The organism is Pusillimonas sp. MFBS29 (genome assembly GCF_020687695.1).
Taxonomy (GTDB): domain Bacteria; phylum Pseudomonadota; class Gammaproteobacteria; order Burkholderiales; family Burkholderiaceae_B; genus Pusillimonas_C.
In genome coordinates, this window is sequence record NZ_JAJEWL010000012.1 from 1 (window position 1) to 14,924 (window position 14,924).

General features: G+C 57.3%; 14 protein-coding genes. 4 read left to right on the forward strand and 10 right to left on the reverse strand.

Annotated features, from left to right (window positions below):
• Positions 1 to 191: 191 nt before the first annotated feature.
• Genes LKR43_RS14890 through LKR43_RS14900 form a run of 3 tightly spaced genes read right to left on the reverse strand, consistent with a single transcriptional unit; the run spans position 192 to position 3,356 of the window.
• Entirely contained in the window at positions 192 to 1,175 is a 984-nt protein-coding gene (locus LKR43_RS14890) for a tripartite tricarboxylate transporter substrate binding protein (RefSeq protein WP_227685003.1), read from the reverse strand.
• Between the two features lie 57 nt (positions 1,176 to 1,232).
• Positions 1,233 to 2,168: an alpha/beta hydrolase gene (locus tag LKR43_RS14895; RefSeq protein ID WP_227685004.1), complete on the reverse strand. Its 936-nt coding sequence runs from the start codon at positions 2,166 to 2,168 to the stop codon at positions 1,233 to 1,235.
• A gap of 21 nt (positions 2,169 to 2,189) precedes the next feature.
• The gene (locus LKR43_RS14900; RefSeq protein WP_227685005.1) at positions 2,190 to 3,356 is read right to left on the reverse strand and encodes a mandelate racemase/muconate lactonizing enzyme family protein; all 1,167 of its coding nucleotides are present in this window, start codon (positions 3,354 to 3,356) and stop codon (positions 2,190 to 2,192) included.
• Positions 3,357 to 3,478: 122 nt separating this feature from the next.
• On the opposite strand from LKR43_RS14900, the gene LKR43_RS14905 reads away from it, so the two are divergent.
• Complete coding sequence (locus LKR43_RS14905; protein WP_227685006.1) at positions 3,479 to 4,363, forward strand: LysR family transcriptional regulator; 885 nt, start codon at positions 3,479 to 3,481, stop codon at positions 4,361 to 4,363.
• A 60-nt stretch (positions 4,364 to 4,423) separates the two neighbouring features.
• On the opposite strand, the gene LKR43_RS14910 is transcribed toward LKR43_RS14905, so the two are convergent.
• The 3 genes from LKR43_RS14910 to LKR43_RS14920 all read right to left on the reverse strand — a co-directional run bounded on the left by LKR43_RS14910 (position 4,424) and on the right by LKR43_RS14920 (position 7,214).
• Positions 4,424 to 5,416, reverse strand: a complete 993-nt coding sequence (locus LKR43_RS14910) for an Ldh family oxidoreductase (RefSeq protein WP_227685007.1) — start codon at positions 5,414 to 5,416, stop codon at positions 4,424 to 4,426.
• Positions 5,417 to 5,432: 16 nt separating this feature from the next.
• Positions 5,433 to 6,377, reverse strand: coding sequence for a hydroxyacid dehydrogenase (locus tag LKR43_RS14915; protein ID WP_227685008.1), 945 nt, complete (start codon positions 6,375 to 6,377; stop codon positions 5,433 to 5,435).
• An 87-nt stretch (positions 6,378 to 6,464) separates the two neighbouring features.
• The gene (locus LKR43_RS14920; RefSeq protein WP_227685009.1) at positions 6,465 to 7,214 is read right to left on the reverse strand and encodes a GntR family transcriptional regulator; all 750 of its coding nucleotides are present in this window, start codon (positions 7,212 to 7,214) and stop codon (positions 6,465 to 6,467) included.
• 274 nt (positions 7,215 to 7,488) lie between these two features.
• On the opposite strand from LKR43_RS14920, the gene LKR43_RS14925 reads away from it, so the two are divergent.
• The 3 genes from LKR43_RS14925 (at position 7,489) to LKR43_RS14935 (ending at position 10,122) form a co-directional block, all read left to right on the forward strand.
• Positions 7,489 to 7,770 (forward strand): UxaA family hydrolase, encoded by a 282-nt coding sequence (locus LKR43_RS14925; RefSeq protein WP_227685010.1) that lies wholly within the window; start codon positions 7,489 to 7,491, stop codon positions 7,768 to 7,770.
• A 45-nt stretch (positions 7,771 to 7,815) separates the two neighbouring features.
• Positions 7,816 to 8,991, forward strand: coding sequence for a UxaA family hydrolase (locus LKR43_RS14930; RefSeq protein WP_227685011.1), 1,176 nt, complete (start codon positions 7,816 to 7,818; stop codon positions 8,989 to 8,991).
• Between the two features lie 126 nt (positions 8,992 to 9,117).
• Complete coding sequence (locus LKR43_RS14935) at positions 9,118 to 10,122, forward strand: tripartite tricarboxylate transporter substrate binding protein (RefSeq protein ID WP_227685012.1); 1,005 nt, start codon at positions 9,118 to 9,120, stop codon at positions 10,120 to 10,122.
• Between the two features lie 33 nt (positions 10,123 to 10,155).
• Here the strand turns inward: LKR43_RS14935 and LKR43_RS14940 are convergent, their stop codons facing one another.
• From LKR43_RS14940 to LKR43_RS14955, 4 genes are read right to left on the reverse strand one after another with little or no spacing between them, the layout of a single operon-like run.
• On the reverse strand, positions 10,156 to 10,908 hold the full coding sequence (locus tag LKR43_RS14940; RefSeq protein ID WP_227685013.1) for a sulfite exporter TauE/SafE family protein: 753 nt from the start codon (positions 10,906 to 10,908) through the stop codon (positions 10,156 to 10,158).
• A gap of 36 nt (positions 10,909 to 10,944) precedes the next feature.
• Complete coding sequence (locus LKR43_RS14945; protein ID WP_227685014.1) at positions 10,945 to 12,582, reverse strand: thiamine pyrophosphate-binding protein; 1,638 nt, start codon at positions 12,580 to 12,582, stop codon at positions 10,945 to 10,947.
• A complete protein-coding gene (locus LKR43_RS14950; protein ID WP_227685015.1) occupies positions 12,579 to 14,312 on the reverse strand; it encodes an L-aspartate oxidase in 1,734 nt (577 codons plus the stop codon). Before LKR43_RS14950 ends, LKR43_RS14945 begins: the two co-directional genes overlap by 4 nt.
• Positions 14,312 to 14,920, reverse strand: coding sequence for a FumA C-terminus/TtdB family hydratase beta subunit (locus LKR43_RS14955; RefSeq protein ID WP_227685016.1), 609 nt, complete (start codon positions 14,918 to 14,920; stop codon positions 14,312 to 14,314). Before LKR43_RS14955 ends, LKR43_RS14950 begins: the two co-directional genes overlap by 1 nt.
• Between the last annotated feature and the right edge of the window lie 4 nt (positions 14,921 to 14,924).

A 14,924-nucleotide genomic window follows, 5' to 3' on the forward strand; every position in this document is an offset into this window, starting at 1 on the left:
GCCACGCTCCACGCGCTCAATCATTACATCTCGGATTCCTAAGATAAAATCTACTGGGGACATCGGCATTCCTTCCATTAAGCTCGTTCTTCGCAAAAACAAGTTTAATGAATGTCGCTTGTCCCCCTTTTATGATGAAGAGCCAGTGCCGACCAAAAGTCCTGACGCACTCAGATCCCAAGCTGTAAACCCTATTTCTTCAACCCTAACTGCTCCAACAAGCCGGAATACAGCTCTACCTCACGGTCTACCACTTTCTGGAATTCCTGGTTGGACATGGGATTGATGCCCAGGCCCATACCCTGGTATTTGGCTTTGGCTTCCGGCGTTTGCAAGTAGGCGCCGGCAACCTCTTCGAGAACGCTCAGTTTCTCGGGTGACGTGCCTTTAGGTGCCATCAACCCTATCCACGATGCAATGTCGAAATCCTTCAGTTCGGTGACTTCTGCAATCGCAGGAATATCGGGAACTGACTCGCTGCGGTCTTTGGATGAAATGGCGTAGGCGGTTACCTTGCCTGCCTTTAGTTGACCCGACACCGATGCCACCGTATCGAACATATAGGTAACACGACCCGCCAGTACATCAGTCAGGGCCGCCGCGCTGCCTTTGTATGGCACATGGGTGGCCTCGATGCCATGACCCATATTGAATGCTTCGGCCATCAAGTGCGTGGCCGAGCCGTTGCCGGACGATGCAAACGTATATTTTCCGGGATTGTCTTTAAGAAGCTTGATCAGTTCATTGATGTCTTTTGCCGGAAAGTCTGCCGCCGTAATCAGGATGGACGGGCTTTTTGCAATCATGGCGGCGGGAACGAAATCCGAGGCCGAATACGATGTTTCATTTAACAGCGGGCTGACGATGACAGAGCCGGTCGATGCGGCAAGCAGGCTATAGCCATCTGCCTTGGCGCGTGCCACATAAGCGCTGCCAACGGCGCCGCCTGCGCCTGCCTTGTTGGATATGAAGAAGGTTTCACCCAGCTTTGCCGTCAGTTCTTCGGCGAAGGTTCTGGCGGCAATATCCGTGGCCTGGCCTGCTGTCCAGGGAACCACCACCTCAACCATTTTTTCGGGGTACTTGCCCTCTGCACTCGCCAGGCCGGCCGCCAGCAGCGCTGCCAGACCGGTCGCACGGGCAATATTTCCAATGAACTTTCCTTTCCTCAACATAGTCTTCTCCTTGATGGTTAATTCTTCTACCGGCCTTTCGGCAAACAGCAGCGTGGTTTATGCAAAGCGAGTTCGCAGCAGCAGTGCGGCTTCTTCAATGGCGTCGAGTGCCTCGGGAATGATGCGGCCCCGTGTAATAAAGCCATGTACCTGGCCGGGAAATCGCCTTAAGGTGGTTCTGACGCCGGCTTGCGCGAGCCGCAGCGCATAGGCTTCGCCTTCATCGACCAGCGGATCAAATCCGGCGGTAATGATCAAGGCTTCCGGCAGGCCGGACAGATCTTCTTGCAGTATGGGTGACGCCCGCCAATCGCGCTTATCGCTTTCGCCTGCGAAATACTGGTCGGCGTAAAAATTGATCGCCGATCGTGTCAACAGATATCCGCTCTCGTAGCGCTTTTTGCTGTCGTAGTCGGCGTACTGGTCGGTCACGGGATAAAACAATATCTGCAAGGACAACGGCTGCAAGCCCTTGCGTTTCATGTCGATCGCCACAACGGTCGCCAGGTTTGCGCCGGCGCTGTCTCCGGCCAGTGCAATACGATGGGCATCTATGCCCAGTTCATCCGCGTGTGCGGCTATCCAGGCTGTGGCATCAATGGCATCGTGTACCGCAGCCGGAAACTTGTGTTCCGGAGCCCGGCGATAATCAATGGCGATCACCACGCAAGCCGATTCCTTGCAGATTTGCCGGCAGACAAAGTCATGGCTGTCCAGGTCACCCAGTACAAAACCACCACCATGAAAAAAGATCACGGCGGGCGCTTTCGTCATGGCGATTTCCGGTCGATAGACTCTGAATGGAACCACCGCCCGCAGTCCGGAAGTCCCGCCCTCTTCGACACTGGCCAGCACTGGCGCCTCGGGCTGCAGCTGTGCACGTATCGCATTCGACTGCGCTCGTGACTGCCCGACCGGCACCGTGCCCAGCGCGGGGCTGTTCTGCTGTTTGGTAAAGTCAATCAGGGCCTGGGCGCTCGCGTCCAATTTCATTGATGCTTCCTTGCCGCAGTGTTAATCAGAGAGCTTGCGCATCTCGGCATACAGATCAGCCTTGCCCTCAAAGCCAATTCCCACCAGGTCGGGCATGGTGATGTAGCTGTTCTCTACCTTGACGCCGTCAGGAAAGCCGCCGAAAGGCTGGAACAAGTCGGGGTAAGACTCGTTGCCGCCCAGCCCCAGGCCTGCGGCAATATTGAGCGACATCTGGTGGCCACCGTGGGGAATGCAACGGGTAGGCGACCAACCGTGCTCGTGCAGCATATCGAGTGTGCGCAGATACTCCACCAGGCCGTAGCTGAGCGCGCAATCAAACTGCAGCCAGTCGCGGTCGGGGCGCATGCCGCCGTAGCGGATCAGGTTTCGGGCATCTTGCATGGAAAAGAGATTCTCGCCAGTGGCCATTGGGTTTTTGTAATAGCTGCGCAGCGCGGCCTGCAGTTCGAAATCCAGCGGATCGCCCGGCTCTTCGTACCAGAACAGATCGTATTGCGACAGCGCCTTGGCGTATGCGATAGCAGTGTCCAGATCGAACCGGCCGTTGGCATCGACACACAGCTTCTGGCCGTCTTGAAGAATGCTCAGGATGGAGTCAATGCGGCGCAGATCCTCGTCGAGCGATGCTCCCCCTATTTTCTTCTTGACCACGGTATAGCCGCGATCCAGATAGCTGCGCATTTCGTCCTTGAGCTTGCCGTGGTCTTGCCCCGGGTAGTAATAGCCACCGGCGGCATAGACAAAGACCTTGCGGTTGGGCTGCCCGTTGCCGTATTCATCGGCCAGATGCTGGAACAGGGGCTTGTTGGCAATCTTGGCTACAGCATCCCAGACCGCCATGTCTATGGTGCCGATCGCCACAGAACGCTCGCCGTGCCCACCCGGTTTCTCGTTGGTGTACATGCAATCCCAGATTTTGTGCGGGTCAAGATTGTCGCCGGCCTCGTTGATCAGGGTGTCGGGATCAGCTTCCAGAATGCGCGGAATGAATCGCTCGCGCATCAGGTTGCCCTGGCCATATCGTCCATTCGAGTTGAAGCCGTAGCCCACCACGGGCTTGCCATCCCGTATGACGTCGGTGATGACGGCAACCAGGCTGAGCGTCATTTTGCTGAAGTCGATATAGGCGTTCCGTATGGAGGAACTGATAGGCAGGGTGACTTCGCGAATTTCCAGGATTTTCATTTTGTGGCTGACTTATAAAGGATAAAAGATAATGCGATACCGCATTTATGTGAACAGGATACCCATAGAGCAATCCCTATTTATTTACTTATAATTAATTCACTATTGCTTTTTATTTATATATGGACTCCACCCTGTCGTTCTTTGTCATGCTGGCCCAGTACAAGAATCTGTCTGCGGTCGCCCGTGCGCTCGACATCACGCCACCTGCCGCCACACGCAAGCTGATGCAGCTTGAGAACCGGTTGGGTGTACGTCTGGCAAATCGAACCACCCGCAGCATCAGCCTGACCAGCGAAGGTGAATTGTTTCTGGAGCAGGCCAAGCGCATACTGGCCGACATCAAGACGATGGAAGACTCCGTCTCGAATCACCGGCAACAGCCTCGTGGCGTGCTGCGCATCAATGCCAGCCTGGGGTTCGGCCGCCGCCGTATCTCGGCACTGGCCTCAAAGTTTGCCCTGAGGTTCCCCGACATAGAACTCGATCTGCAGGTAACCGATAAGCCGGTGGATCTGGTTGCAGACAATTTCGATCTGGCCATTCGTTTTGGCTCCCTGCCCGACCGGCGCCTGGTGGCCCGACGCCTGCTGGCCAACCGCCGCTACCTGTGTGCTTCACCCAAGTATCTGAAAAAGTACGGTGAGCCCAAAAACCTGGCCGATCTGGCGCATCATCGCTGCATCATTCACAACCAGAATGACGAAGCGCACGGCATCTGGCGTTTTTCGCATCAACAGCATACTGAAGTCATCAAGGTCAGGGGTGCCATGTCGAGCAACGATGGCGATATTGCGCTTGGATGGACGCTTGAAGGACACGGCATCATGATTCGTTCGGAATGGGATCTGAACAAATATGTGGCGGCGAGGCGCCTGAAGATCGTGCTGTCGGATTTCCTGCCCGAGCCGGCTGATCTGTTCGTGTACTACCCCAGCCGTCAGAATCTGCCGGCCCGGGTCAGGGTGTTCATTGATTTTCTGGCCGATCAGTTTGACCCGGTTTGATCTGGCCTGAAGCAGGCCACGGAAGGCTGACCGCGCAGCCTTCCACCGTGGCCAACCTGGCTACGCTTGCAGCTGCGCCATGACACTATCCGGAACTTCAATACCTTGCGCAAGACTTCGCTCAAGGACCGCATTCCGCCGGCCTCCGGGCAAGCGAACCTGCTCATCTTCCAGCATGGCATTGATCAGGTCTTCGACTCTGTCAAAATACGCTTCCTGACCTGAAAGCGCCGACGGATCAATGGCCAGGAACGCATGCCCGATATGCGGACGGTTGCCCTGATCGCCGAAGAAGGAATCTGCCTCATAACCAAACGAGGCACCCGTCAAGGCAACACACAGCAGCTCGACCATCAAGGCGAGCATGGCACCCTTGACGCCGCCTGCAGGGCACATCATGCCTTCAAGCCCTACTGCGGGATCGGTCGTCGCCTGACCATGCTTGTCCATCGCCCAACCTTCGGGGATGGAACGCCCTTCGCGCGCGGCGACCATCAGCTTGCCACGTGCCACTTCCGACAACGACAGGTCGATGGTGATGGGCTCGCCTTGACGGCGCGGGAAAACAGCGGCAATGGGATTGGTGCCAAACAAAGCACGCTTGCCCCCCCAGGCCGGCATTGCAGCCGGGGAGTTGCTGAAGGCCAGACCAACCATGCCGCTTTGTGCGATGGGTTCGAGATGCATGCCGGCCATGCCAAAGTGGTGACTGCGCGTAACCCCGGCGAAACTGATGGTGAACTGCCGGGCGCGTTCGATAACTTCGCGCACCGCCAATTCGCAAGCCGGAAACGCCAGGCCTTCGTCCGCATCGATCAGCAAGCCGGCACCATGCGTCTTGATGATGGCAGGTGTAGCACCTGCGTTCACCCTTCCGCTGCGCAGATGTCCTGCATACTGGCCTACCCGCGACAAGCCGTGAGAACCCATGCCGCGCGCTTCGGCCATGACCAGTGCGCGCGCGGTGCTCTGGGCCATTGTCCGGTTGGCACCGGCCCGTTCCAGTGCGCCGCTTGTCAACTCAATCAATTCATCAACTGTATGGATAGCCATCATCCTTCTCCGTTTGCTATCGTGCCGTGGCCGCAGCATCGGCCGACAGGCATTTGCTGACGCGATCCGCAATCAACTGGCTGACACGCTGATTGGATTCAGCAGTGACCCCGGCAACATGCGGGGTAAGAATCAGATTCGGAAGATGGGCAAGATGCTGCCCAGTGGGCGGCTCTTGCTCAAAGACATCCAGAGCCGCCCCCCCAAGCCGGCCCTCTTGCAGGGCTGAGACCAGTGCTGCCTCGTCCACGATACCGCCGCGCGACGTGTTCACGAGAACAGCTCCAGGTTTCATTTTTGCGATGCGGGCCGCATCAAACAGGCCGCGCGTGCTGTCCAGCAAGGGAATATGCAGGCTGACAACATCGGCCTGTTCAAGCAACTGATCCAGCGACACGGGCCGCACACCCGTTTCTTGCCAGATGGCTGCATCGTCTTTGATGGCAGGATCGTAGGCGCATACCGACATCCCCAGATTACGTGCCAGCGATGCCGCCAGCTGCCCGATGCCGCCAAAGCCTATCAGGCCCAGTACCTTGCCCCCCGTTTCACGACCATCGGACAGGCGTGCGCGTGGCCATTCGCCGCGCGCAATATCGGGTGAGGCGGCAAAAACACCCCGCAACAGCAGCATGGCCGAGACGATTACGTATTCAGCCACCGCCAGCGCATTCGCACCGGTTGCCGGCAATACCTGAATATTGCGCTGTTCGCACGCGGCAACATCGATATTGTCCAGACCGACGCCCAACCGGCCTACAGCCTTCAGTTGCGGAGCACCTGCCAGGAGCGCCTGGTTGACCTGAGTGCGATTGCGGACGATCAGGGCATCGGCGTGGGCCACAGCGGCAAGCAAATCGTCGGGCCTGTCGACCAGGCCGGCGTCGTAGGTTACGTCAAAACGAGCGCGCAGCTGATCAACCGCAGCTTCGTCCATGAACTCCGAAATAATGATTTTCATAAGTGTCTCTCCACAGAACGTACCGATGGTACTTGTGGCAGACATGCCATGTCAATCAAATCATATATATGACCTGTATGGCTGTAATCAGGAGTTTGCGTTGTCCTGCCCGATGTACTCGTAGTGCTCGGTGTTGATCGCCGAGACACGCCACTCAACAGGCTGCTTGTTGTAGGAATATGCCACACGACGCACGCTGAGCAAGGGATTGCCCGGCGGTACATCCAGCAGGGTTGCATGGTCGTCATCGGCAGCGACGGTGCGCACACGCTCTGATGTGGCAATGACATTGATATCGTACGAATCTTGATAGAAGCTGTACAAAGTGCTGGGCCGTGTGGCCAGTTGTTCCCGCGTCAGGCCCTGGAACAGCGTTTCGGGCACAGCAATGGTGTCTACAATCACCTTATCACCATTGAGGCTGAGCAGGTTTACGAACTCGTAAACATAGGCCCCCTTGTCAAGGGCAAGCTTCTCACGAACCTCTTCATTGGCACGCATTCTGCGGAATTTCTGCAGTTCTGTAGATGGATAATCTTTCTTGCCATCTTGTCGCACAACCCGGAAGAACCTGAAGAAATGCTGGTTGCGCGAATGGATGGCCACGAAGGTGCCCCGCCCCTGATGCCTGATCAGGATGTTCTCGGCCTCGAGCTCGTCGATGGCTTTGCGCAAGGTGCCAATGGACACGACAAAACGCTCAGCCAGATGCTTTTCCGGTGGCAACGCCTCGCCCTGCGTCCATTCACCGGCCGCCAAAGCAGCCAGAACGGCGCGTTTGACCTGCTGATACAAAGGAGTGCCCGTGGGGCTGAGTTGCGGCAGTCTGTTGATCATAAGCAAATTTGGTCAAGTAAATTCCTGCGTCATTATAAAGCGGGTGCATAAGGGTATAAGCCAAAGGCATAAAGCGGGCACCTTGCACCGCTGCACGGCATGCCGCGATTGCCGATCAGTACGCCATTCAATACACCTTACCCTAACCCTAACACCTTATCAACTGATTCATCTATATGATATGCTTGACATGTGGAAATTAAGGGCATAAGATTTCTCCATCAACTACGGACGGACCAGGGTGGTCCGGCAATTTTTCACAAAGAGGAAAACAATGATTCATGCCATATTGCACGACGAAAAGGACACGGTAGCCGTCGCCGTGGTGGAAGGCATTACCGCCGGTACCGACATGACCGCCTGGATTATGGAAGAAGACAAACTAATCCAGATCAAGGCCCTCCAGGATATTCCTATCGGTCATAAAGTGGCCACCAAAGATATGAACGTTGGCGATACCGTCTGGAAATACGGCGTCGATATCGGCAAAGTTGTTGCCCCCATCAAGGCAGGCGACCACGCCCACGTACAGAACATCAAGACCAAACGCTGGTAATCCCCAGAAGACCTCACTCAAAGCTTAAAGACAAGGAGCATCACAATGGCTGTCATTTCTGCCAACACCACCTTCATGGGATACCGCCGCGACAATGGCCGCGTGGGTGTACGCAACCATGTCATCGTCCTGCCCGTAGACGATATCTCGAACGCTGCTGCCGAAGCAGTCGCCAACAACATCAAGGGCACCATGGCGCTGCCGCACCCCTATGGCCGCCTGCAGTTCGGTGAAGACCTGGAGCTGCACTTCCGCACGCTCATCGGCACCGGCAGCAACCCTAACGTGGCCGCTGTAATCGTTATCGGCATCGAAGAGGGCTGGACCAAGCGCATAGTCGATGCGATTGCAGCCACCGGCAAGCCTGTAGCTGGTTTCAGCATCGAGCTTCATGGCGACCACGACACCATCATGCGTGCATCGCGCAAGGCCAAGGAGTTTGTTCACTATGCAACAGGTCTGAGCCGTGTCGAGTGCCCCATCAGCGATTTGTGGGTATCCACCAAGTGCGGCGAATCAGACACAACGTCCGGCTGTGGCGGCAACCCCACCGTAGGCAACGCTTTCGACAAACTGTACGAAGTGGGCAGCACGCTGGTTTTTGGGGAAACCTCAGAAATCACCGGTGGCGAACAAATCGTTGCAGCGCGCTGCGCCAACGACGAAGTGCGCGAACGCTTTATGTTCATGTTCAACCGCTATCAGGACATGATCGACCGCTGGAAAACCAGTGACCTGTCTGAATCGCAGCCCACAAAAGGCAACATCGCCGGCGGCCTGACCACCATTGAAGAAAAGGCTTTGGGCAACATCCAGAAGATCGGTAAGAAATGTATGGTGGACGGCGTACTCGACAAGGCCGAAACACCTACTGGCAAGGGCCTGTGGTTCATGGACTCATCCTCGGCTGCTGCCGAAATGGTCACACTGTGCGCCGCAGCGGGCTACGCTGTGCACTTCTTCCCCACGGGGCAAGGCAACGTGATCGGCAACCCCATCCTGCCGGTCATCAAGATCTGCGCGAACCCACGTACCGTACGCACCATGTCAGAGCACATCGACGTCGATACATCTGCTTTGCTGCAGCGCGAGATCGATCTGGACCAGGCTGGCGACAAGCTGCTGGAATGCATGCTCGAAACGGCCAACGGCCGCTGGACGGCCGCCGAGGCACTGGGCCACCGTGAATTTGTGCTGACACGCCTGTTTGAAAGCGCCTGACCCAATAGCAGCACCTGGATGTAAGTACCTGCCCCGCCACGACACGATTGATGCCCTGGCGGGGTTGTAGTCTGTAGTCGTTGAATACGTTTTATCCACTATGCATAACTATATCCGGAGACTTCCATGGCTTTACCTTTTCGCCCCTTGCGACGCACCACCCTGTTGTTGGCGGCTTCCGCCTTCGCCGCAGGCCTGACCGCACCAGCCGCATTCGCGGCTAGCTGGCCCGACCGACCCGTTACCCTGGTTGTCCCATTTTCTGCAGGCGGTACCACCGACGTCGTCGGGCGCCTGGTCGGGCAAAAACTAGGCGAAATGTGGGGACAAAGCGTCGTCATCGAGAACCGGCTCGGCGCCGGCGGCAACATCGGTAGCGCGGCGGTTGCACAATCCAAACCAGACGGCTACACCATCTTGCTGGCATCCGGCAGCATCCTGACCGTCAATCCCCATCTGTACGCATCCCTGCCCTTCGATCCTGAAAAGGATTTCCTGCCTGTTACTAATGTAGCGCAAGGCCCCATGGTGGTTTCAACAGCCAAGAAGGTCAAGGCCAAAACGCTGAAGGAGCTTCTGGACTATGCGAAAAAGAACCCGAAGAAACTGAACATGGGTTCGGCCGGCATGGGAAGCCAGGTCCATATGGCTGGCGAGAACTTCTCATACTCCGCCAAAATCGAGGTCACGCACGTACCCTATCGTGGGGAAGCAGCAGCCTTTGCTGATCTGATGGCTGGCCAGATTGATCTGGTCGTCGGTAACATCGGGGCAGCTACCCCATTGATCAAAGGCGACAGAATCAATGCCCTGGCGGTGACCAGCAAGGAAAGAGCTCCCATGCTGCCCGATTTGCCCACCGTAGCCGAGGCGGGTGTACCCGGCTTTGAGAACTATGGCTGGTTCGGCTTTGTCGTGCCCGCCGGCACACCCGCCGACATCGTGACCAAAATACAGCAAGACACTGTCAAGGTTCTGGCCATGAAAGATGTAAAGGAAAAGCTGGCATCGCTGGGTATGGAACCCGTGGGTAACACTCCTGATGAACTGGCCAAGGCCATCAAGGAAGAATCCAAGCGCTGGGAAAAAGTGATCAAGGAACGCAATATCACCATCTCGAGCGGCGGGTAAGCCATGAAACGCTGGTAGCCGGCAGCAGGAACGTCAGGCTACCAGCCGCCATACCTGGGGAGCGGTCGAAATCAGCAGCATAACGCCCGACAAGGCCAGCAGTCCCAGCACGACCACCTTGAATGAACTGTCTGAAAATCGGCGATACAGCCGTATGGCAACCAAAGATGGAATCACCATCACCGGACCGACCAGCGCAAAAAGCCAAAGAACCTCACTGGTAATCATGCCATTTAAAGCGAATGCAGACAGCGTCAGGATATGCATGAGCAGATTGAAAGTCTGAAAGACATTGCGTTGCTGGTCTTTGGGCCAGTCTCGTAAAGTACACCACAAAGTCGGTATGGCGCCGGGCAGGCCGCCAAAACCGCTCATGGTTCCGCCCACCCAACCTATCAGGCCATCGGCCTTGCGCCCACCACGCTTAATGCGCGGAATGCTGGGCAGGAACAACATGATCGTGCAATACACCGCCAGCAGCAGGCCCAGGCCGAATTTGAACAGCAGCGGGTCCAGCAGCTTCAACAGCCACAGGCCGGTCGGTATACCGATCACGCCACCGATCAGAAAGGGTTGCAGCCGCCCCCAATTGAAACCCTTGCGCAGGGAACCGACCGCCAGCAACTGGCCGACCAAAGAGCCGAACACTACCGCAGGAACGGCCAGTGCCGGCTCGAGCACCCAGGACCAGATGGCCAGCGAAACCATGCCAAAACCAAAGCCGGCCAGACCTTGCACAAACGCGGCTGCCACGCTGCCGATAACCACATAAACCCAAAAATCCATACAGGGCCTGTCAACACAATTGAAGGGGCTCGCGCGTCATGCTTGTCGAATGACTGGTGCCGGCAAGCCGTCGATGCTGACATTCACGCAGGCCGGCAAGCCTGATGCACGCGCGCTTTGCAAGGCTCCGGCCAAGTCGCCGGCCTGCTCGACGTATTCTCCATGACCGCCAAAAGCCTGACAGACGCGTTCATAGCGCGAGGGTAATAGCTCACAACCTATCGTGCGGTCGGCGCCATAACTGCGCACCTGTATCTGATATTCAGCGTTCCATCGCGCATCATTGCCGATCACACACAACATGGGCGCGCCATAACGCAAGGCGGTATCAAGCTCGGCACAATGAAAGCCAAATGTTCCGTCTCCCATGACGGCAATTACCGGCGCAGACGGATAGGCCAGTTGCGCGGCAATGGCCATAGGCAAGGCCGCCCCGATGGCACCCGCAGCACCGTTGATAATGCGATGCGGTGCAGTCAGGCAGGCCTGAGCCCACTGGCCGATTTCACCGCCATCGACCACCAATGTGGCATCGGGATGACTATCAAGAATCGCCTGCACAGGCTCAAACACCTGCACAGGATGCAAAGCTTGCTCGCGAGAAGATTCTGCTTTTTTCCATGCAGGTGGTCGGTACGCGACGGCTAGCTCAACCTGTTGTCGCCACTGTGATGCTTGCTGCGAAACCTCTTGCCTGACCAGCGCCAGCGCCGCAAGCGCCGATGGCACATCTGCCTGATGGGTCGCCAGCAGACGGGAACCCACTGCACGGGCGCTGCGCTCAAACTCGGCACTGTCCGCATCCACTTGCAAGAAGACGCACTCAGCAGAGAATGTGGGGTTTCGCCCGAATCCCAAGGTGAAATCCAGCCGCTTGCCAACCAGCAAAACACAATCAGCCTGGCTCAGTACGGGCGCAAAAGCGCCCAGACTGGGATCATTGCTGCCGCGCGGACTCTCTGAAGCGACCACCGGTACGCCACCGGCCTGCTGCAGGCGGGCCACTGCCGCGCGCCCGGCATCGGTCAGTCCTTGCGGACCAACCAGTATCAACGGCCGGGCCGCTTGCGCAAGACGCGCCATCAGCCCCGATGCCTCGGCCTCGCCCAGCGGTACGGCTTGCGGGCGATAGGCTTCGAGCCCCGGAAGGCTGTCGCTAGTTGCAAGTTTCTCGAGGACATCAGTTGGCAGACTCAGGTGCACAGGCCCGGGACGTCCGCTTAATGCGATTCGGCAAGCCTTGGCAAAATCGGCGGCGATGGTGTCTGGATCAGAGGCTGCCCACGCAGCCTTGACCACCGGTTGCGCCATGGCGACCTGATCCATTTCCTGAAAAGCGCCCTCGCCCAGCTGCGACAAGGGTGCATGCCCCGATAGCAGAATGACGGGTGATTCCGACATGGCAGCGGTATACAACGCAGATATCGCGTTCGCATGGCCTGGCCCGCCTGTAACCAATGCAAGACCTACGCCGCCGCTCAGCCGCGCCCAGGCGTCGGCCATATGCACCGCTGCACCTTCATGTCGGGTATGGACGATTTGCAGCCCCTCGCTCAGGATGGCGTCGTATACGGGCATGATGTGGTTGCCCGATAAGGAAAAAATCGTCTTGACGCCGGCCTGCCGGATGGCGCGTACCAGCATGTCGGCACCGCGTGGATGTGTGTTCGTCATGTAGCGGCTTCCTCTTCAGTCAGTATGGTCTGGCCTGGTGCCACACGGGTAAAGGACACTGGCCGGCGTTCCAGATGCAACGTGCCGTCTTGTTGACGAATAATCGAGAACCATGAGTTTTCAAGGTCACGCACATCGGGGAAGTCTTCCCGGAAGTGCGCGCCGCGCGAATCTTCCCGCGCCAGAGCAGCATGCACAATGGCCTGACTGACATGAATCAGACTATCGAGATTCAGCCAGTCTTGCCAGGTAAGATTGTAGGCACGCTCGCCATCGGCTACCCCCGAAGCCAGCAGCTCCTGGTGCAAGACTTTAAGCTGAGCGGCAGCACGCTCCAGACCTGCCTTGTCGCGCACAATACCGGCGTCATTCCACATGACCTCGGCCAGACGTTCACGCAGCGCGTACAAATCTGCGGGTTGTTGCCCGAACGGTCGCTCGGCTGCGGCGACAGCCTGCTGTGCGCTATCTTCACTGTAGTCCTGCAACGAACGGCCTTTTACCCATTGCGCCATAGTGTCACCGGCCACGCCTCCGAATACGGTAGAGTTGGCCACGCCATTGCCACCCAGGCGATTAGCGCCGTGCACGCCGCCGGTATCCTCGCCCGCCGCGAACAGACCCTCCCATTCGGTAGTGCAATCTGGCTTGAACATCAGGCCGCCCATCATATAGTGCGCAGTCGGTACCACCTCGACCAGGCCACCGGCCAGATCAAAACCGCAGTCGGCGCAGCGATCGACCATGCCCTTGAACTGCTTGCGGACGTTATCTGGACCCAAGTGATTCATTTGTATGTAGACGCCGCCATTCGGTGTCACGCGACCGGCCCGCATTTCTGAAAAGATGCCACGCGACACGACGTCACGCGTGGCTCGCTCACCCCGGGGATCGACGTTATGCATGAAGCGTTCGTGGTTACCGTTAAGCAAATAGCCGCCTGCGCCACGCAAGCCCTCTTCAAGTACCGTACCCGTCATGCGGGTATCAGAGCCTGCAAGCAAACCGGTAGGATGAAACTGCACCATTTCCATATCGCGCAGGCCAAGGCCGGCCCGCAGCGCCATCGCCAGGCCGTCGCAGCTCTTGTCACCAGACGGCGTATGGAATTTGTACATGGCGGGACCACCACCGGTGGCCAGGAGCACTGCCTTGGCACGCACCAGCCGGTACTTGCCGGTACGCAGGTCTATCATCATGACACCGGCGATAGACTGCCCGTCTGCCGTGGCAATCAGCTCGATGGCGCGGTGTTCTTCCAGGCGCTTGATCTTGCGGGCCCACACCTGCTCGGCCAAACGATTGATGATCTCGATGCCGGTCAGGTCACCTTTGTGAACCGTGCGGTCAAAAGTCTGGCCGGCAAAGGCTTTCTGGTGCAGGCTGCCATCCGCATTGCGGTCAAAGAAGCAGCCCAGCTCGTTTTCCAGCTCGTGTATGCGTTCCACGGCCGTATTGACGAGCTTCCATGCAAGCTCCTGGTCGGGCAGCCATTTTCCGCCCGTAATGGTATCCATGAAATGGCGCTCTGGTGAATCGCCTTCGGCAAGCGCCACGTTATAGCCACCCTGCACCATGCGTGTGCAGCCACACTTGCCCAGCAACCCCTTGACGGCTACAGTGATATCCAGCGATGGATCTGCATCGTGTGCGTGCAGCGCGGCAAACAAACCCGCACCGCCAGAACCCAGAATCAGGATGTCGGTAGAGACGACGTCGAAAGCATTCATCAGTTTGCCCCCAACGATGCCAGCACAGCGTCGCGCCTGCTTTGCACAGAGTCATTGACTTCGTCATACAAGGAATTGCCGTGACTATCCATCGCCACCAGCAATGGTCCGAAATCACGTATGCGGAACTTCCACAACGATTCCGGATTCAGGTCATCCAGGTCAACGTCTTCGATCTGTTCAATCCAGGTCGTTTCCAGGGCAGCCGTGCCACCCACAATACCCAGATATACGCCGCCAAGCTCTTTGAAAGCCTTCAGCGAACCCTCATGCATGCCGCCTTTGCCAATAATGATGCGTACCCCGCATTGCTCGATCAGCTGCCCGGTAAACCGCTCCATACGCGAAGAGGTTGTAGTGCCAATGCAAACCGATTGATAGCCGGCGGGAAACTCTTCGGATATCTCTACCTTGCGCACGTTAGGCGCAGTATGGATGACCGCGTGGCCGTTCAGGTCGAAACGGGTCTTGCGTCCCTTGTCGAACATGGCGATATAACTCGCGTCCCGTATTCCGAACAAGGTTTTCTGCAGGGTAACGGTATCGCCCACACGCAAGGCGCGGACCTGTTCTTCCGTCACCGGCATCGTTAATTCGTAATGTGCCATGATC